The sequence below is a fragment of the Salinicola sp. V024 genome, assembly GCF_052645315.1.
In genome coordinates, this window is record NZ_JBQXYB010000003.1 from 113202 (window position 1) to 133414 (window position 20213).

At 62.1% G+C, this 20213-nt stretch carries 15 protein-coding genes; 1 reads left to right on the forward strand and 14 read right to left on the reverse strand.

The window, feature by feature from the left end; genetic code table 11:
• Window positions 1–76 precede the first annotated feature (76 nt).
• Window positions 77–1336: a transcription termination factor Rho gene (gene rho, locus ACUN9V_RS06405; protein WP_110656983.1), complete on the reverse strand. Its 1260-nt coding sequence runs from the start codon at window positions 1334–1336 to the stop codon at window positions 77–79.
• A 423-nt stretch (window positions 1337–1759) separates the two neighbouring features.
• A complete protein-coding gene (locus ACUN9V_RS06410) occupies window positions 1760–2092 on the reverse strand; it encodes a thioredoxin family protein (RefSeq protein ID WP_439285814.1) in 333 nt (110 codons plus the stop codon).
• 190 nt (window positions 2093–2282) lie between these two features.
• Between ACUN9V_RS06410 and ACUN9V_RS06415 the strand changes: the two genes are divergently transcribed.
• Window positions 2283–3791: a Ppx/GppA phosphatase family protein gene (locus tag ACUN9V_RS06415; protein WP_445510768.1), complete on the forward strand. Its 1509-nt coding sequence runs from the start codon at window positions 2283–2285 to the stop codon at window positions 3789–3791.
• Here ACUN9V_RS06415 and tilS read toward each other — a convergent pair.
• The 12 genes from tilS to ispC all read right to left on the reverse strand — a co-directional run bounded on the left by tilS (window position 3752) and on the right by ispC (window position 20206).
• On the reverse strand, window positions 3752–5044 hold the full coding sequence (gene tilS, locus ACUN9V_RS06420; protein WP_445510769.1) for a tRNA lysidine(34) synthetase TilS: 1293 nt from the start codon (window positions 5042–5044) through the stop codon (window positions 3752–3754). The two genes, ACUN9V_RS06415 and tilS, sit on opposite strands and share 40 nt — an antisense overlap.
• A 261-nt stretch (window positions 5045–5305) precedes the next feature.
• Window positions 5306–6262: an acetyl-CoA carboxylase carboxyltransferase subunit alpha gene (locus tag ACUN9V_RS06425; RefSeq protein ID WP_075561093.1), complete on the reverse strand. Its 957-nt coding sequence runs from the start codon at window positions 6260–6262 to the stop codon at window positions 5306–5308.
• A 140-nt stretch (window positions 6263–6402) separates the two neighbouring features.
• Complete coding sequence (dnaE, locus tag ACUN9V_RS06430) at window positions 6403–9912, reverse strand: DNA polymerase III subunit alpha (RefSeq protein ID WP_445510770.1); 3510 nt, start codon at window positions 9910–9912, stop codon at window positions 6403–6405.
• 215 nt (window positions 9913–10127) lie between these two features.
• Window positions 10128–10751: a ribonuclease HII gene (gene rnhB / locus ACUN9V_RS06435; protein ID WP_110656973.1), complete on the reverse strand. Its 624-nt coding sequence runs from the start codon at window positions 10749–10751 to the stop codon at window positions 10128–10130.
• Window positions 10752–10761: 10 nt separating this feature from the next.
• Window positions 10762–11928, reverse strand: a complete 1167-nt coding sequence (gene lpxB / locus ACUN9V_RS06440; RefSeq protein ID WP_445510771.1) for a lipid-A-disaccharide synthase — start codon at window positions 11926–11928, stop codon at window positions 10762–10764.
• Window positions 11929–12039: 111 nt separating this feature from the next.
• Window positions 12040–12807 carry an acyl-ACP--UDP-N-acetylglucosamine O-acyltransferase gene (gene lpxA, locus ACUN9V_RS06445; protein WP_110656969.1) on the reverse strand — a complete coding sequence of 256 codons (768 nt, stop codon included), beginning with the start codon at window positions 12805–12807 and terminating at the stop codon, window positions 12040–12042.
• Window positions 12804–13247: a 3-hydroxyacyl-ACP dehydratase FabZ gene (fabZ, locus tag ACUN9V_RS06450; RefSeq protein WP_110656967.1), complete on the reverse strand. Its 444-nt coding sequence runs from the start codon at window positions 13245–13247 to the stop codon at window positions 12804–12806. The genes lpxA and fabZ overlap by 4 nt, the downstream gene beginning before the upstream one ends.
• Window positions 13248–13449: 202 nt before the next feature.
• Window positions 13450–14490 (reverse strand): UDP-3-O-(3-hydroxymyristoyl)glucosamine N-acyltransferase, encoded by a 1041-nt coding sequence (lpxD, locus tag ACUN9V_RS06455; protein WP_110656965.1) that lies wholly within the window; start codon window positions 14488–14490, stop codon window positions 13450–13452.
• Between the two features lie 22 nt (window positions 14491–14512).
• On the reverse strand, window positions 14513–15016 hold the full coding sequence (locus tag ACUN9V_RS06460; protein ID WP_110656963.1) for an OmpH family outer membrane protein: 504 nt from the start codon (window positions 15014–15016) through the stop codon (window positions 14513–14515).
• 93 nt (window positions 15017–15109) lie between these two features.
• Window positions 15110–17446, reverse strand: coding sequence for an outer membrane protein assembly factor BamA (gene bamA, locus ACUN9V_RS06465; RefSeq protein WP_445510772.1), 2337 nt, complete (start codon window positions 17444–17446; stop codon window positions 15110–15112).
• Between the two features lie 190 nt (window positions 17447–17636).
• Window positions 17637–18992: a sigma E protease regulator RseP gene (gene rseP, locus ACUN9V_RS06470; RefSeq protein WP_445510973.1), complete on the reverse strand. Its 1356-nt coding sequence runs from the start codon at window positions 18990–18992 to the stop codon at window positions 17637–17639.
• A 14-nt stretch (window positions 18993–19006) separates the two neighbouring features.
• A complete protein-coding gene (ispC, locus tag ACUN9V_RS06475) occupies window positions 19007–20206 on the reverse strand; it encodes a 1-deoxy-D-xylulose-5-phosphate reductoisomerase (RefSeq protein WP_445510773.1) in 1200 nt (399 codons plus the stop codon).
• Window positions 20207–20213: the final 7 nt, after the last annotated feature.

Here is a 20213-nt window from a genome sequence, read left to right on the forward strand (position 1 = left end):
GTGCGGAATTTACTGGAGTAAATGAGCAGCTTGAGCGATTTTCCAACGCAGTGTCATCGAGTGCAGCCAGCCAGAATCAACGTCTTTTCATGGCTTCGAAGAATTCCAAGTTCGTCTTGGTATCCTTGAGGCGATCGATCAGGAACTCCGTCGCTGCCACATCGTCCATCGGGTTGAGCAGCTTGCGCAGGATCCACATGCGCTGCAATTCTTCCTCGGAGGCGATCAAATCCTCGCGACGCGTACCGGAACGACGAATGTTGAAGGCCGGGTAGACACGGCGCTCGGCCAGCTTGCGGTCGAGGTGGGCTTCCATGTTGCCGGTACCCTTGAACTCCTCGAAGATCACTTCGTCCATCTTCGAGCCGGTATCGACCAGCGCCGTGGCGATGATGGTCAGGCTGCCACCCTCTTCGATGTTACGCGCCGCACCGAAGAAGCGCTTGGGCTTCTCGAGGGCGTGAGCATCGACACCACCGGTCAGCACCTTGCCGGAGGACGGCACCACGGTATTGTAGGCGCGTGCCAGACGGGTGATGGAGTCGAGCAGGATGACCACGTCCTTCTTGTGCTCGACCAGACGCTTGGCCTTCTCGATGACCATCTCGGCGACCTGAACGTGACGCGCCGGCGGCTCGTCGAAGGTCGAGGCCACGACTTCGCCACGCACCGTGCGCGACATTTCCGTCACTTCTTCCGGCCGCTCGTCGATCAGCAGCACGATCATGTGACATTCGGGATTGTTGCGCGTGATCGAGGCGGCGATGTTCTGCAGCATCAAGGTCTTACCGGCCTTGGGCGGCGATACGATCAGGCCGCGCTGGCCCTTGCCGATCGGTGACGTGAGGTCGATCACGCGGGCCGTGATGTCCTCGGTGGAGCCGTTGCCGATCTCCATCGGCAGACGTTCCTGCGGGAACAGCGGCGTCAAGTTCTCGAACAGGATCTTGTGCTTGGCGTTTTCCGGCTTGTCGAAGTTGATTTCGTTGACTTTCAACAGCGCGAAGTAGCGCTCGCCTTCTTTCGGCGGACGAATCTTGCCGGAAATCGAGTCGCCCTTGCGCAGGTTGAAACGACGAATCTGCGACGGCGAGACATAGATGTCGTCGGGGCCAGCCAGATAGGAAGAGTCCGCGCTACGCAGGAAACCGAAACCGTCCTGCAGAATCTCCAGGACGCCATCGCCATAGATGTCTTCGCCGCTCTTGGCGTGCTTTTTCAGGATGGCGAAGATGATGTCCTGCTTGCGCGAGCGAGCCAGATTATCGATGCCCATTTCACGGGCGATATCCAGCAGTTCAGGAACGGATTTTTGCTTGAGTTCGGTTAGATTCATGAGTTCGTCAAAGATGGCTCGTGTCGCAGGCAATGACTTTTGCCGAGATAGAAAAGGAGGACAAGAGGCGGTCGATTCAAACGCCGCGCGGCGCGTTCAGTCGTCCCAGGGGTCATACATTTCGCATGGCCTCTCGGCGCTACGTCGAAACAGGCCGGATACCGACTTGCCATGTTTGCGAGGATGCCGGGAGAGCGATTTGATTCGCCTGCAATCTCACGGAAAGAGTCATCCGGGAGCGTTGTCACTGTCCAAAGATCGAAACTGGCCGATGATTGGGACTGGGATTGACTGACGACTTGGGGGACCGCGAGGCGGTCGAGAAGCATTCGGAACAGGTGAACGTCCAGATGGTAGACAAGCTATCTGCCGAAAGCAAGCCCCCAGAGAGCGACGAGGTGCCGCCAACTCCAGCGCGTTCGATCAATTGCGCGTGCTCTCTTCGCCGATTTGCAGCAGCTGCGCCTCCGACAGTGCTCCAACCCGCGTCAACCGGGGCTCGCCCTCGACGAACAGGACCAGCGTCGGCGTGCCCTTGACCCCGTAGCGTTCGGCCAGCGCCGACTCCCGATCGACATCGACCACGCCCACCGTCAAACCACGAATCGGTCCCGGCGGCGTGGAGGCAAGGCGCGACAGCAGGGTCTCGCAGGGCTGACACCAGTCGTGGACGAAAACGGCGAGCCACGGGGTTGTCCGATCCTCGCGTTGACGCTCGAAAGCTTCGTTATCCAGATGGCGCCGCTGTGGCTGCATGAACTCGCGTCTCTATCGATGGGCATCTTGCTGTCGCCAGCATGCCCGCCGCGCGGGCAATTGACAAGGCCGGGCGCCCCCCGCAATCTTGGCTCATCCAGCGCTGTCGCAGCGTTCGCCGAGAACGCTGCACAATCGGACGACACGCCGCAGCCACCCATTTCATGACCGTTTTCGAGGACGCCACGCCATGAGCGGGAAGTCGACCGCCAACGACGAGACGCGGCGCCTGGCCGCGATTGATCTCGGCTCCAACAGCTTTCACCTGTTGGTCGCCAACTATCAGGACGGCCAGCTCCAGGTCGTCGCCAAGATGGGGGAGAAAGTTCAGCTCGCCGCCGGCCTCGACGAGAACGAAAATTTCACCGACGCAGCCGTGGCACGCGCCCTGGCCTGCCTGGAGCGTTTCGCCCCTTTTCTCGAAGGTGTGCCTGCCGCCAACTTGCGAATCGTCGGCACCAACGCGCTACGGGCGGCCTACAACGCCCGCCAGTTGATAGACCGCGCCGAGGCGCTGATCGGACATCCGATCGAGATCATCGGCGGGCGTGAAGAAGCGCGCCTGATTTACCTGGGCGCGGCGCACGCGCTGGCCGAGGTCCACGGCCGACGCCTGATCGTCGATATCGGCGGCGGCTCCACCGAGCTCATCATCGGCGAGGACTTCGAACCCCAGGCGCTGGAAAGCCTGCATATGGGCTGTGTCGCTTATACCGGCACTTTTTTCGCCAACGGCGAACTCAGCGAGAAGCGCTTTCGACGTGCCGAAATGGCGGCGATGTCCGAACTGGCCAATATCCAACGGCATTACTGCCAGCTGGGCTGGCAGGATCCTATCGGCTCCAGCGGCACGATCAAGGCTGCCGCCGCCGTCATCGGGGCCAGAGGCGATGGCGATGCCACGCTGATCGAGCGCGACGCACTGATGAAGCTGCGCAAGACCCTGATCGGCTTCGGCAATCTGGACAAGGTCGCGATGGACGGCCTGAAGGAAGATCGCGCGCGGGTGTTCCCCGCCGGCGTCGCGATTCTGTGTGCGGTTTTCGAAGCCTTCGACCTCAAGCGCATGCGCTACTCCGACGGCGCGCTGCGTGAAGGCGTGCTGTTCGATCTGATTGGCCGCAGTACGCCCGAAGATTCCCGGCGGCATAGCATCGAGTCATTGATGCGCCGCTACAGTGTCGAGACGGCCCATGCCGATCACGTGGCGCAGAGCGCCATGGCGGCTTTCGATCAGGTCCGCGATGGCTGGTCGCTCAGTGAAGAGCAGCGACTGTTCCTGTTCTGGGCGGCCCAGGTGCACGAAATTGGTCTGGCGATCTCCCACAGCCAGTTCCACCGTCATGGCGCCTATCTGCTCGAATATTCCGATCTGACCGGTTTCTCGCGCCCCGAGCAGCAGGCGCTGGCGTTTCTGGTCCGCGCTCATCGGCGTAAATTCGCCCAGAAAGAACTGGAAGCGCTGCCCGAGGCCGTACGGCTCACCTACCAGCGCCTGGCTCGACTACTGCGGCTGGCCGTGATGCTCAATCACGCTCGCCCGGAACAGGCCCCCGTCGACTTCCACCTCGCCTGCGACGGCGACGACCTTCATCTGAGGTTGCCCGATGCCAAGCCTCAGGCGCTGCTGCTCAACGACCTCGAGCAGGAAGCCGCCTATCAGCAAAGCGCCGGTCTGACGCTGTCATACGGCACCTGATGCCACCCTTGCGCTGACGCAACGCCAAGCACCGCCACCAGTTCGTCGCCGCACCACACCAACGCCAGACGATCTCGCTGCCACGGCGGGATCTCGGCTTCCTGCAGCAGACGCTTGAGATCGCGCCTGCCACGCCCGGCCAGACAGAGACGTTCGCCGCCCTGGCGCAGGCCGACCCGCAGCGACGTTGTCGCGCCATCTCGAGCCGGCCGTAGCACCCAATGATAGTGCCCCCAGGGGGTTTCCAGCGGCGAGACGCCATCCCAGGTCGTCTGCCAGGACAGATCGATCGGTGGCTGGGGCGCCAGCAAGTAGAGATGATTCCGCCATAGCCGGGCTTCGCCCCCGGCCCAGACAAGCGACGGCAGACGGTCAGCCGCTGCCGTGGTCAGCTGACGTTCGAGCTCGACCAGGCGTGGCGCCGGTGGCGTCGGCAAACCCAGGCGCTCGAGCGCATGACGAATCAGCAGGCGTCGACGCGAAGAGGCAAGCCCGCGCAGCGTCGACAGCCGCAGGCGCCCGGGATCGCCCCCCGCCTCCGCCAGGTCGATTTCGGCCAGCTGTCCCAGCAGCTCATCGGTCTCCTGCAGATGACCGGCGCTTCGTGCCAGTGCCTCGGCAGCGCCTGGCCAGCGTTGTCGCAACGGTGCCAGCACGCGGTGACGCAGATAGTTGCGATCGAACCTTACCTCGGCGTTGGTGGGATCTTCGCACCATGCCACCCCACGGCGTGCCGCCTCCCGTGCCAGCTCGGATCGCGCCAGACCCAGCCAGGGGCGCTCGACGGCGAGGCCTCGCCACTGACGCACTGCAGGCATGCCCGCCAGGCCACGCACCCCGCTGCCACGAAGCGTCGCCAGCAGGAGCGTTTCGGCCTGGTCGTCGGCATGCTGCGCCAGCCAGAGGCGGTCACCCGCAGAGAGATGATGGGAAAATGCCTGATAACGCGCGTCGCGGGCGGCGGCCTCGATCCCTTGCCCCGCCGGGCTGACGGTGACCAGAGCAACGACCAGCGATACGGCCAGCGAATCGCACAGCTCGCGACAGTGTCTTTCGAAGTCGCCCGCCGCCGCCTGCAGATCGTGATTGACGTGAATCGCCCGCAGATCGACGCCGCGCTGGCGCGCCAGCGGTGCCGCCACACTCAGCAGCAGAGAAGAGTCGAGACCACCGGAGAGTGCCACCCAGACGACACGCCCCGACACATGACGTGCCAGGGCGTTATCAATGAGATCTTCGAGGGAAGGTCGCACGGCGGACTCCTACGTGCTGCGGCAATGATGCTAGGCCTCGAAAATAGAGCGAGATTCTCTTGGGGACTTGACGATCTAGAGGGCTCGCCCCGAGCGAAGCCCAAACAAGACGAAAACCGGCGAGGCAGCGGATTTGACCTGGGTGTCAATGAGCATGCCGAGCCGGTATGACTTGCTACGCTCGCGCGCCAGGCCGGTCTTCGGCCGTTGTCTTTGCTGCGCTCCGACTCAACGCCGTGTGGGCGAGCGCAGGAAGAGCCGTTAAGCGGCTGGAGCGCCGTAGCTCATCAGGCGCTGATACCGTCGCTCCAGCAGCGTCTCGGTATCCATCGCCCGCAGCCGATCGAGACTGCCCGTCAGCGCGTCCTTGACCCGATCGGCCGTCTTGCGCGGATTGCGATGCGCGCCGCCCAGCGGCTCGTCGATCAGCGAATCCACGAATCCGAGCTCTTTCAGACGCGAGGCGGTGATACCCATCGCGTGAGCCGCTTCAGAGGCCTTGTCGGCGCTCTTCCACAGGATCGAGGCGCAACCCTCCGGCGAGATCACCGAATAGGTGGAGTACTGGAGCATCTGCAGCTCGTCGCAGACGCCGATGGCAAGCGCCCCGCCGGAGCCGCCCTCGCCGATCACGGTGGCAATGATCGGCGTTTTCAGCCGCGACATCACCGCCAGATTGTAGGCGATCGCTTCGGATTGCCCTCGCTCCTCGGCATCGATACCGGGATAGGCGCCGGGCGTGTCGATGAACGTCAGTACCGGCATCTTGAAACGCTCGGCCGTCTCCATCAGTCGGCACGCCTTGCGATACCCTTCAGGCCGTGGCATGCCGAAGTTGCGCCGCACTTTCTCTTTGACGTCACGCCCCTTCTGGTGGCCGATGACCATCACCGGCTTGTCGTCGAGACGTGCCACGCCACCGACCAGAGCGGCGTCGTCGGAGAAATGACGATCGCCATGCATCTCGTCGAAATCGGTAAAGACGCTGGCGAGATAGTCGAGCGTGTAGGGGCGCTGAGGATGCCGCGACAGCTGCGTCACCTGCCAGGCGGTCAGATCGCGAAAGATCTGCTCGGTGAGTTTACGGCTCTTCTCTTCGAGCTTGCCGATCTCGTCACTCAGGCTGATGCGGCTATCGTTACCGACCAGACGCAGTTCTTCGATCTTGGCCTGGAGTTCGGCAATCGGTTGTTCAAAGTCTAGATAGTTGGGATTCATAGAGCTTCTACTGTGATCCTGGCAGGCTTCGATTTCTGAAACAGAGCGGATTTCTGAAACACGGGCGACTGGCGTGCCGCGAAACGAACTATTATCGCACCTTCATGCGTGTTCGCAAGGAGGCACCCTACCGCCACACGTTAGCCACCCCGATAGCGAAGCGCGACTTTTTCGTAACCTTCGACGCCGCGAAGCGCGGTCATCAGTTCATCGCTGGGGGAGACCTTCCAGTTCGGCGCCAGCTCGAAACAGCCGCTGGCCTCGGCATTGCGGTAGCGCACCCGCACCGGCAGACCGGAGTCGCTCAACCATGGCGAGAGGCTATCGTGCAGGGATCGAGAGAACCGGCCGTTGAGCTGAGCACCGTCGACGCAGAGCTCGACCGCTTCACCAAAGCGGGCACGGGCGTCGGCCATCAGCGTGATGTCCTTGCTGCGCAGACGCAGGCCACCGGAGTAGTCGTCGCTGGACACTTCCCCCTCGACGATCAGCACCTGCTCGGCCGTCAGCTGCCCGCGGACCTGATCGTACATCTCGCCGAACAGCGAGGCCTCGATCCGCCCGGTGCGGTCATCCAGCGTGAGGAAAGCCATGGTATCGCCACGCTTCGATTTCATGGTGCGCATTGCGACGACCAGCCCGGCCACGCGCTGCGGCTCGCGGGAGGGCTTGAGGTCGACGATCCGGGTCGCCACGAAGCGCTTCAGCTCGTGCTCGTACTCGTCGATCGGGTGGCCGGTGAGATAGAGGCCAAGGGTGTCCTTCTCGCCGGCCAGACGCTCCTTGTCGCTCCAGTCGCGGGCGTGGCGATAGTCAGCGTAGATGTCGCCATCGTCGACGGGCTCGGCAAAAGCCTCGCCAAACATGTCGATCATGCCCAGGTTCTGGTTGGTCTGGTTCTGCGATGCGGCCTTGATCGCGGCCTCCAGAGAAGCCGCCAGCACCGCACGCGACGGGCCCAGCGTATCCACCGCGCCAGAGCGAATCAGCGCTTCGAGGGTGCGCTTGTTCATGCGCTTGCCGTCGATGCGACGGCAGAAGTCGAACAGGTCCGTAAACTCGCCGCCCGCCTCGCGCGCTTCGACGATAGCGCCGATCGGCCCCTCGCCGACGCCGCGAATCGCGCCGAGCCCGTAAACGACCTGACCGCTCTCGTCGACGGTGAATTTGTAGGCACCGACATTGACGTTCGGCGGCGTCACCGTCAGCCCGAGATGCCGGCACTCCTCGATCAGCGGCACGACCTTGTCGAGGTTGTCCATCTCGGTGGAGAGCACCGCGGCCATGAACGGGCCGGGATAATGTGCCTTGAGCCAGGCGGTCTGGTACGACACCAGGCCATAGGCCGCCGAGTGCGACTTGTTGAACCCGTAACCGGCGAACTTCTCCACCAGGTCGAAGATGTTGCCGGCGAGATTCTTGTCGATCCCCTTGTCGGCACAGCCGTCCATGAAGCCCTGGCGCTGCTTGGCCATCTCCTCGGGCTTCTTTTTACCCATGGCGCGACGCAGCATGTCGGCCTGCCCCAGGGTGTAGCCGGCCAGCACCTGCGCAATCTGCATCACCTGTTCCTGATACAGGATGATGCCGTAGGTCGGCTCCAGCACCGGCTTGAGCAACTCATGCTGATAGTCGGCGCTGGGATAGGCGATGGCGGCACGGCCGTGTTTACGGTTGATGAAGTCGTCGACCATGCCCGACTGCAACGGACCGGGACGGAACAGCGCCACCAGGGCGATCATGTCCTCCAGCGAATCGGGCAGCAGGCGCTTGATCAGCTCCTTCATACCCCGGGATTCGAGCTGGAAGACCGCCGTGGTCTCGGCCTTCTTGAGCATGTCGAAGGTCGGCTTGTCATCCAGCGGGATGGTGCTGATATCGAGCGGACCGACATCGTCGCGGGCGCGCACCACATCGACCATCTCCAGTGCCCAGTCGATGATGGTCAACGTGCGCAGACCGAGAAAGTCGAATTTGACCAGCCCGGCATCCTCGACGTCGTTCTTGTCGAACTGCACCATCAAGCCAGAGCCGTCCTCGTCGCACAGCAGCGGCGAGAAATCGGTCAACTTGGTCGGCGCGATCACCACGCCACCAGCGTGCTTGCCGGTACCGCGAGTGATCCCCTCGAGCTTGAGCGCCATCTCCCAGATCTCGGCGGCCTCCTCGTCGTACTCGAGATACTCCTTGAGCTGCGGCTCCTGTTCGATCGCCTTGGCCAGGGTCATGCCGACCTCGAACGGGATCAACTTGGAGAGCTTGTCGCCCATCGAGTAGGGCTTGCCCTGGGCACGCGCCACGTCACGCACCACCGCCTTGGCGGCCATGGTACCGAAGGTGACGATCTGCGAGACCGCGTCACGGCCGTAGCGATTGGCCACGTAGTCGATAACCCGATCACGTTTCTCCATGCAGAAATCGACGTCGAAGTCGGGCATCGACACCCGCTCGGGGTTGAGGAAGCGTTCGAACAGCAGATCGTATTCCAGCGGGTCGAGATCGGTGATCTTGAGCACGTAGGCGACCAGCGAGCCCGCACCGGAGCCGCGTCCCGGCCCCACCGGGATGTCGTTGTCCTTGGCCCACTGGATGAAGTCCATCACGATCAGGAAGTAACCGGGGAACCCCATCTTGAGGATGATATCGAGCTCGAAGTCGAGCCGCTCGCGGTAGGCGGGCTCGTGCTCGGCCAGCGACCGGCCCGGATAGATCGGCGTGTCGCCCGCGAACAACGTGTTCAGGCGATCGGTGAGGCCGTCATGGGATATCTTGCGGAAGAATTCGTCCTGGGTCAGCCCTTCGGGGATCGGATATTCAGGCAGGAATATCTCGCCAAGTCGCACGCTGGCGCTACAGCGCGCCGCGATCATGACACTGTTTTCGAGCGCCTCGGGCACGTCGGCGAAAAGCTCGGCCATCTCTTCGGGGGTCTTGAGATACTGCTCTTCGCTATAGCGTCGCTCGCGCCGGGGGTCCTCCAACGCCTTTCCTTCGCCGATCGAGACGCGCGTCTCGTGGGCCCAGTAGTCCTCACGCTGGAGAAAGCGTACGTCGTTGGTCGCCACCACCGGTGTACCGCTCTCGCTCGCCAGCCTGACCGAATGGTGCACGCACTCCTCGTCGTACTGCCGGCCGGTGCGCTGCAACTCCAGATAAAAGCGTCCCGGAAAATGCTGGCGCCACTCTTCCAGCAGCTGGCGCGCGGTGTCGATATGCTCGGCAATCAGAAAACGCCCGATTTCGCCTTCACGAGCGCCGGAAAGGGCGATCAACCCCTCGCTCTGCTCGAACACCCAGGTCTTGTCGAGGATCGCCATGTTCTGCCGCTGACCCTCGGTCCAGGCCCGCGAAATCAATTCGGTCAGATTACGGTAGCCGGTATCGCTCATCGCCAGCAGGGTCAGACGATAGGGATGGCTCTCGTCGTGAGCGTTGTGCAGCCAAAGATCGGCACCGATGATTGGCTTGAGCCCGGCGCCCTGAGCTGCCTTGTAGACCTTGACCAGTCCGAACAGGTTGGTGTCGTCGGTCACGGCTACCGCCGGCATGCCGGCTTCGGCCGTTGCCTTGATCAGCGGCTTGAGGCGAACCAGACCGTCGACCAGAGAGTATTCGCTGTGGACACGAAGGTGAACGAAGGGTGTTGTCATGACGAACTCGAGTCAGGCGGCGAATGAAATCAGACGTTGGGCACAAAATCCCGGGGTGCTCGCGGTCACCGGCAGGAAGATAATGACAGCGACCGGCGATTCGTGAAAATCAGCATGCCTAAACGTCACACGAGCCACAATGGGCGATGGGGCGTATTTGAGTTGCGAATCGGTCGGCGCGAATCGACCAGAACGATCCTATCAGGCCCGCCCGCTCATACCGGCATCAGTCGTTCGCGAACCGGCGCAAAGGAGCAGCGATGCTCCGTCAGTGGCCCGAGCCGCGCCAGCGCGTCGAGATGCTCCGGCGTCGGGTAGCCCTTGTGACGGCAGAAGCCATAACCCGGATAGCGCGCGTCCAGCTCGACCATCTGAGCATCCCGCGCCACCTTGGCCAGAATCGAAGCCGCGCTGATCGCGGGGTGGCGCAGATCGCCCTTGACGACGGCCTGCCCCGGGCAGGCATGACCGGGCAGACGATTACCATCGACCAGCAGGTACTCGGCGGCCATCGGCAGTGAATCGATCGCGCGTCGCATGGCTAGATGCGTCGCGTGATAGATGTTGAGCGAGTCGATTTCCCGTGGCGAAGCCTGACCAATCGCGAATGCCAGCGCGCACTCGCGGATCTGCAGGTCGAACGCCTCGCGGCGCGCTGCACTCAGGCATTTGGAATCCGTCAGCCCGTCGATCGGACGGTCGGGATCGAGAATCACCGCTGCGGCCACCACAGATCCGATCAGCGGCCCTCGCCCAACCTCGTCGACACCGGCAAGCAGATGACCATCATACTCGATGATAATGTCCGGCCAAGCGGATATCGAAGATTTCAATGACATGATTTCCTCGTCAAACGCTTCCGATTTCGGAATTCAGCGTCCCATGCTCGACCAGCGTGCTAATGGCTGTGGCAGCTCGCTCGCTGGCACCCCGCTGAAGCTCGGCATGCAGTGCCGCGAAGCGCTGCTCGAGCGCCAAGCGCGCCTGCTCGTCCTCGAACCACGGCATCAATGTCTCGAACAGCGATTCGGGAGTCACCGCCTCCTGGACCAGCTCCGGCACCAGCGTTTCCTGGGCGATCAGATTCGGCAGCGCAATCCAGCGCGTCTTGACCAGCCGCTGTGCGAGCCAGTAGGTCGCTGGCGCCATGCAATAGGCGACTACCATAGGCCGATGGCAGAGCATGGCTTCCAGAGTCGCGGTACCGGAGGTCAGCAGCACCGCATCGGCGGCCGTCATCACTTCGCGCGAGCGGCCCTCGACGATGACCGTGTTGGCGGCAAGGTCCGGGAACTCCACGAGCAACGCCTCGAGCTCGCGACGCCGCTCCGGTGATGCCGCAGGGATCGCCACCTGCAGCGCACCAAGATGCTGGCGCAGCGCGGATGCCGCCCGCAGGAACATCTCCCCCTGAAAGCGGATCTCGTTGCTGCGCGAGCCAGGCAGCACCGCCAATGTCGGCACCCCGAGGGCAAGCCCAAGCTCATTGCGAGCCAACGCTCGATCATTGACCAGCGGCAGTTCGTCGGCCAGCGGATGACCGACGTAGGCGACCGGCACCCGATGTTCGGCATAGAAATCCGCTTCGAACGGCAGGAAGGTCAACATTCCGTCGACCGCCTTGGCGATCGTTTTCACTCGGCCCTGTCGCCACGCCCATACCGACGGGCTGACGTAGTGCGCGGTACGGATACCCTGCTCGCGCAGCTGGCGCTCGAGACCAATATTGAAGTCCGGTGAATCGATGCCCACCATGATGTCGGGCTGCCAGGCCAGCGCGTCGCGCTTGAGATGACGTCGCACCTTGATCAAACGCGGCAGGTGCTTCAACACCTCGACAAAGCCCATGACCGACAACGTTTCCAACGGATAGAGCGAATCGAGGCCTTGGGCCCGCATACGAGGGCCGCCGATGCCGCGGAACTCGATATCAGCATGGCGGTGCTTGAGCGCCTGCATCAAGCCAGCGCCCAAGATATCCCCCGACAGCTCTCCCGCTATGAGATAGACGCGCATGCGCCGTCTCCTGTCCGATAAGACCTGGCTAAATAGGGCTTGGTAAACGGGCTTGGCGAAGTAGAACCAGGCTAAACAAGCCCGCCTGGATAAACCCAGGCCGGATAGCGTTTAGCGAGTGATGCCACGCTCGGAGACTTTCAGGGAGTCGACGAAACGCTGCGTCTCCTCGAGTGAAAAGCGACTCTCGATTTCGCTAATGGCCTGCTCTGTCGTCAATCCCTTGCGGTAAACCAGGCGATAGGCTTCACCCAACGCCTTGATGGCCTCGGCCGAAAAACCACGACGCTTGAGTCCAATCGAGTTCAAACCGTGGGCAGCGGCAGGGTTGCCATTGACCATGACGAAAGCCGGGATGTCCTTGGTGATGGCCGAGCAACCTCCAACCATGGCATGTTCACCCATATGGGCGAACTGATGGATCGCCGACAACCCACCGATGATGGCAAAATCACCCAGCGTCACGTGGCCAGCCAGCGTCGCCTGATTGGCGAGGATGCAATCGTTGCCGATCAGGCAGTCGTGACCCACGTGGGAATAGGCCATGAACAGATTGCGATGACCGATGGTGGTCACGTTGTGGCCCTGGACCGTGCCGCGATGGATGGTCACGCTCTCGCGTACGACGTTGTCGTCACCCATCTCGAGGCGCGTCGGCTCGCCAGCGTACTTCTTGTCCTGACAATCTTCCCCGACCGATGCGAACTGGAATATCCGGTTGCGCTTGCCGAGTCGTGTGGGCCCCTTGATCACCACGTGCGGACCGATCACGCACCCCGCGCCGATGTCGACGTCGGGGCCGATCACGCTATAAGGGCCGACTTCGACGTCATCGGCCAGTCGGGCGGAAGGGTCGATGATGGCGGTAGGATGAATCAAGCGATTTTCCTCTCGGCACAGATGATTTCAGCTTCACAGGCCAGCTCGCCGCCGACAGTGGCGCGGCAGGCAAACTTCCAGATACCGCGTTTGCCCTTGATGACATTGGCTTCGAGTCGTAGCTGATCGCCTGGCATGACCGGGCGTTTGAAGCGTACGTTGTCGCTACCGACCAGATAGTAGACATAGCCATCCGCCGGCATCTTGTTGACGGTCTTGAAGCCGAGAATACCGCAGGCCTGAGCCAGTGCCTCAATGATCAACACGCCGGGCATGATCGGGTGGTGCGGAAAATGGCCGTTGAAAAAGGGCTCATTGATGCTAACGTTCTTGAGCGCGACGATCGACTCGCCCTGCGTGATTTCCATCACGCGATCTACCAGTAAAAACGGATAACGATGCGGTAGATACTCACGAACCTGGTTGATGTCCATTATCATCAATACGACCTCTAGAATAACGAAATGCCTGCCCTATACTTTGACAAGGGCAGAACGTTGACCAATGGCAGGGCTTTGGCCAAGGGCAGGCACCGGGCAGAAAAAGCGGTGACCCGTGTGGGCGGGCATTATACAGGCGCACCTAGCGACTACCAGCCTTCCGGGCGCCGGGCCCGGATTGCCAAGAGAGTGGCCCAAGCTCTCAAGCGTCGCGGATATCGCGCTCGAGCCGCGTCAGCCGCTTGGCGATCTCATCGAGTTGTTTGAAGCGTACCGCGTTCCTTCGCCACTGACTATTCGACATCGAACCGGTGCCGGAAGAGTAAACACCGGACTCGAGAATCGAGTTCGTCACCAGACTCATGCCGGTCACCTGCACGCCGTCGGTCAGAGTAAGATGCCCGGAAAGACCGACGCCGCCGCCTAGCAGGCAGTGGCGGCCCACCTTGGTAGACCCCGCAATACCGACGCAACCCGCCAACGCGCTATGATCTCCGATCTGCACGTTATGGGCGATCTGCACCTGGGAGTCGATCTTGACCCCATTGCCGATCAAGGTGTCGCCCAGCGCACCACGGTCGATGCTGGAACAGCTGCCGACCTCGACATCGTCGCCCAGGGTAACGCCACCCAACTGCGCGATTTTTTCCCACTGCTTGCCATCGTGGGCGAAACCGAACCCGTCCCCCCCGATGACGCAGCCACTGTGAAGGATGGCACGTTCACCGATGACCACGCCGTGGTAAAGCGTGACGTTGGCGTGCAGTCGAGACCCTTTGCCGATCAGCGTATCGGCACCGACGAAAGACCCCGCTCCAACGACACAGTCGTCGGCAACCTCGACACCGTCCTCGATGACACAGTAGGCGCCGATCTCGACTCGCTCTCCGATGACCGCTGTCGTCGATACCGACGCCGTCGGATGCACCCCACGTGAGGGCTGATTGATCAACGGGTCGAACAGCCGCGAAAGCTTGGCATAACCCAGGTAAGGGTTATCCAGCTCCAGCCGCGGACAGGGGCAACTTTCGCCATGCGCGGGATGCACCAGAACGGCAGCCGCATGAGTCTCGGCTAGATACTTCAGGTAAGCCCGGTTGGCGAGAAACGCCAAATCCGTCGGGCCGGCGTCGGTCAGCGTCGACAGTCCGCTGACACGCACGTCAGCATCACCGACCACGCGTGCATCTATACGCTCGGCGAGTTCACCGAGCGTGTAGGAGGTAGCAGCATCTCTGTTCATGAACGGGCGCCGGGTTGAACCATTATTTGAGCGAGTTGAATATCTTCGTCACTTCATCGGTGATATCGAGGCTGTCACCCGAATAGACCACGGCATCACGGTCAACGACCATGTCGAGGTCATGCTCGTCGACAACGCGCTGAATCGCCTGATCGAGCTGGGGCTTGGCACTTTTCAGATACTGTTGCTCGGCCTGCTGCTGTGCCTGAGAGATCTGGCCACGCAGTTGCTGAAACTTTCCGCCCTTCTCGCGCAACTGCTGTGTCACCGAGTTGCGCTCGGATTCGGACATCACATCACCGTCTTTCTGCAGCCGCTGCTGAAGCTGCTGAAGCTGCTGACTCAGCGACTTCGCCTGCTGCTGCTGTGCGCTGATACGGTTCTTCAACTGATTCATCGATGCCTGAGCGGAATTGGAGGACATCAACGCTTCACGCCAATCGAGCACACCTACTTCCGTGGCCATGGCTGGCACGGAGACCATGGTCAACAAACCGAGTCCGAGAACTCCTGCGATCTTGCGCATACGGCATCTCCTTGAAATAAATCTGATTGCTGGTGAAATCATCGGGATCGAATTCACGGCACCCCCAGGGTGCCGTGATCCCGTGCGCTGATGCTAGAAGGTCTGTCCCAGCGAGAACTGGAAGACCTGAGGATCGTCGCCTTCCTTGTCGTTCAGCGGCTTGGCCACGCTGAACGTCAACGGCCCTACCGGCGTCAGCCAGGAAAGCCCCAGACCCACGCTATAGCGCAGATCATCGAGATTGACACCACTGTTACAGCTCGAAGTGAAGTCGTCAGGGACATCGTAGCAATCGGTCAGGAAAGTATTACCGCCATCGAGGAAGATGCTGGTCTGTAGCGAACGGCGATCCTCGACCCACGGGAACGGGTAGATCAGCTCCGCGGATCCTTCGACCAGCACGTTACCGCCCAGGGTATCGTCGTCGCCGTCGCCGCGCTTGGTAGTCTTTGGCCCCAGGGTGTTACCCGTGTAGCCACGTACCGAGCCCAGACCGCCCGAGTAGAAGTTCTCGTAGAACGGATAGGGATCGTTAGAGCCTAGCGTATCGGCGTAACCGAGGTTGGAACTGAACTTGAGCGACCAGTCGGGATTGAGTTCGAACAACTTTTGCCCACGGTAACGCAGCTTGTAGTAGTCGGCATCAGAGCCAGGGACAGCGGCCTCCAGCGACACGCGCTGGTAGCTGCCGGCCGTCGGCATGATACCGCGGTTCAGATCGTTCCGGGTCCAGCTGGCCGTCACTTTATAGTTGAAGAAGTCCTCGCCCTGATCGTCGGTGTACTGGACGATCTCCGCCGGTGTATCGTCGTAGGTATCGATTGACAGATTCTCGAGGCCGACACCGAAATTCAGGCGTGACAGATCGTTGATCGGATAACCGAAGTTGATGTTGCCGCCGTAGGAGTCGGTCGAGTAGGTCGAGATATCGGAGTCTTCGTAATCGGTCTCGCGATAGAAGACGTTATAACCGCGCGAGATACCGTCGAGCGTCCAGTACGGATCGGTGAAACCAAAGTTGATATTGGTGAACGTATCACTCTTCTGCGCGCCGATATTGACGCGGTTGCCCGTGCCCAGGAAGTTGCTCTGTGACAGCGCCGCGCCGTAGATCACGCCGGCTGTCTGCGAGAACCCGACGCTGGCCGAGATCGACCCCGACGGCTGCTCCTGGACGTTGTAGGTCACGTCCAGTTGATCGGGCTCACCGGCGACCGGGCGGGTATCGACATCGACCTGCTTGAAGAAGCCGAGACGTTCGAGCCGCTGCCGCGACTGGGAGATCTGGTCGGTAGAGGCCGGCGCGCCTTCCATCTGCACCATTTCGCGGCGCAGCACTTCATCCTGGGTCGTGGTATTGCCTTCGAAGTTGATCCGGCGCACGTAGGCGCGACGACCCGGATCGACGCGGAAGGTGATATCGACGGTATCGCCCGCGTCATCGACGGTAGGCACCGCCTTGATGTCGGCGAAAGCAAAACCCTCTGCACCCAGTTTCTGGCGCAACGCTTCCGAGGATTCGGTCAGCTTGCTCTGGGAGAAATACTCACCCGGCTTGGCGGTCACCAACGAGCGTGCGGTCGACTCGTCGATTTTCAGATCGCCATCGAAGTTGATCTTGTCGAGCTTGTAACGTTTGCCCTCGTCGACGTTGATGGTGACGAAGATTCGTGACTTGTCCGGGCTGATCGACACTTGGGTCGAGGTGATGGCGAAGTTGACGTAGCCCCGGTCGAGATACCAGGAGCGCAGCGTTTCCAGATCGCCGGAAAGCGCCTCGCGGGAGTATTCGTCGTCGGAGAACCAGCCGAAGAACCAGCCGGGCTTGTCCTCGAGCTGGAACAGGTCGCTCAGGGTGCCATCGTCGTAGGCCTCGTTGCCGACGACGTTGATCTGACGAATCTTGGCGACTTCACCTTCGTTGATATTGATGTTGACGCGGACACGGTTGCGCTCGAGCTGCTCGACGGAGGTCTTGATGTTCGAGCTGTAACGCCCCTGGGACTGATAGAGACGCTCCAGCTCGCGCTGCATCTCTTCGAGCGTCGAGCGCTGCAGAACCTGCCCTTCGGCGAGGCCGGCATCGGTCAGACCCTTGCGCAGATCGTCATCGGAAATCTGGGAGTTGCCGTCGATGTTGATCTCGGCGATGGACGGCCGCTCGACCACGTTGACGATCAGCACGTCACCGTCACGGGAGAGCCGAATGTCATCGAACAATCCGGTATCGAACAGTTTCTGAGCCGCCTGGCCCAATTGCTGATCGTCTACCGACTGGTCGGCACTGACGGGGAAAGCGTTGAAAACGGATGCGGCCGAGACGCGCTGCAGCCCCTCTACACGAATATCCGAAATCTCAAAAGGTGCTGCCAGCGCAACGGGAGAGCTGGCCAGCAGTAGTCCTGCCAATCCGATGGTCTTGAGTTTCATTCAATCAGTCGCTTCTGTGGGGTCCGCCCGCGTATCGAACAGGCACCTTATACATTTCTCCCTACGACTGACAAGCGCATTGCTCGCCATGCCCGGGGTCTTTCCATACGCCACCACCGCGGCGGCGACCGCTGACGAACCGCTGCGCCAACGTCGCATTACACTGCTGTCACTCACATCATCCCAATAACTACAGCCGCATCAAATCAAAGTAGAGCGCCATCACCATAAGACACCCCACCAGGGCGACCCCGACGCGCAGCCCCATGGCTTGCGCCGTTTCCGACACCGGCTTACCCCGGACCAGCTCGATCAGATAATAGACCAGGTGGCCACCGTCGAGCACCGGGATCGGCAGCAGGTTGAGCACGCCGAGACTGATCGACAGATAGGCTAGAAATCCGACGAAGGTCTCGACCCCGCTACGCGCCGAGTCACCGGCAATGCGAGCGATAGTGATCGGCCCCGACAGATTCGAGGGCGATATCCAGCCAACGATCATCTTGCGAATCGAGTCGGCGGTCAGCCAGGTCATTTCACCGGTCTTGCTCAGCGCCTGACCGATCGCCGCGACCGGTCCGTAGCGGATCTCGCGGCGATAGGACTCCGGCCATTCGACCGTCTGCGACGCTGCGCCGACGTAGCCGATGCTCTCGCCGTCTTCGGCCTTCCTCGATTCCGGCGTGAGCGACACGCTGCGAGCCGCACCGTCCCGCTCGACCGACAGTGAGAGATCGGCACCGGGATGGCTGCGCACGACATCGACGAAGGCGACCCAGTCGCCGACCGGCTTGCCGTCGACGCTGACGATCCTGTCTCCCGCCTGCAGCCCGGCACGGCTCGCCGGGCCATCCTCGAGCACTTGGCCCAGTATCGCCGGCACCTCGGGACGCCATGGCGTGATACCCAGCGAGGACATCGGCTGCGGCGGATCCTGGCGCACCAGCCACTGGTGCACCGATACGTCGTGTGTCCGGGTCGCGCCGCCCGAAGGGTCTCGCGTGGTGAACTGCAGCTCGCCATCGGCACCGATCTTCGAGATCAGCTGCAGATTGACCTCGTTCCACGACGGCGTCTCGCGGCCGTCGATGCTGACGATCTCCTGGCCACTGCGCAAACCGCCCTGGGCCGCGAGCGAGTCCGTCGCCACGTCACCGATGACCGGTGCCACCGTGGTCGAGCCGTAAACGAACAGCGCCCAGTAGGCGACCAGCGCCAGCAGCAGATTGGCGATGGGCCCGGCTGCCACGATCGCGATCCGGGCCCAGACGCTCTTGCGATTGAACGCGCGATCCAGCTCCTGCGGCGCGACCGGCCCTTCCCGCTCGTCGAGCATCTTGACGTAGCCGCCGAGGGGAATCGCGGCGATGGCATACTCCGTACCCTGGCGATCGAATCGCGACCACAGCGGTTTGCCGAACCCGACCGAGAACCGCAGCACCTTGACGCCACAGCGCCGCGCCACCCAGAAGTGCCCGAACTCATGAAACGTGATCAGCAGGCCGAGTACGACAATGACCGCCAGTACGTTCTGGATCGCATCCATCACGCCTGCCCCCTCTAGAAAGACCGTTGATGCAACAGGCGCTCGGCCAGTTGTCGCGCCCGAGCATCCTCGCACAATACCACGTCGAGCGAATCCGCCGCGCGCACCTCGGTCGCCGCCAGCGTCGCGTCCACCAGCCGGGCGATATCGAGGAAAGAGAGCTTCTCGTCGAGAAACGCCTGTACCGCGATCTCGTTTGCCGCATTGAGCGTCGCCGGCGCAGTGCCGCCCGCCTGCATGGCTTCACGGGCGAGCCGCAGGCACGGGAACCGTGATTCGTCCGGCGCCTCGAAATCGAGCCGCGAGATCGCGAACAGATCGAGCGGCTCGACGCCAGCTTCGATCCTCGACGGCCAGGACAGCCCGTAGGCGATCGGCGTGCGCATGTCGGGATTGCCCATCTGCGCCAGCACCGAGCCATCGGCATAGCCGACCATCGAGTGGACGATGCTCTGCGGATGCACCACCACCTCGATCTGTGCAGGCGTCGCATCGAACAGCCAGCACGCCTCGATCAGCTCGAGGCCCTTGTTCATCATCGTGGCGCTGTCGACCGAGATCTTGCGGCCCATCGACCAGTTGGGATGCGCGCACGCCTGATCCGGCGTGACGGCTTCGAGCTCCGCCAACGGCCATTTCCAGAACGGCCCGCCCGACGCGGTCAGCAGCAGCCTCGACACCCCATGTCGCGACAGCCCGCCGCGATGCTGCATAGGAAGACACTGGTAGATGGCATTATGTTCCGAATCGATGGGCAAAAGTGTCGCGCCATGGCGGGTCACGGCGTCCATGAACAGCCCGCCGGACATCACCAGCGCCTCTTTGTTGGCCAGCAGCACGCGCTTGCCCGACTCCACTGCCGCCAGCGTCGGCAGCAGCCCTGCCGCGCCGATGATCGCCGCCATCACGGTGTCGACCTCGGCGGCGCGCGAGACCTCCAGTAGCCCCGCCTCGCCATGGCTGACGTCGACATCGCCGCGCCCGCCCTCGCGCAACTGCATTCGAAGCCACTCGGCATCGGACTCGGTGCCGATCACCGCCCGGGTCGGTGCAAAGCGCAGGCAGATATCGAGCAGCGCCTCGCGCGAGCGATGGGCCGTGACCGCATAAAGCTCATAGGCGTCGGGTTGCTGCGCGATCACGTCCAGGGTGCTGCGACCGATGGAACCGGTCGCCCCCAGCAGGGTGACCTTGCGGGTAGAAGATGAAGGCATCGGTGCG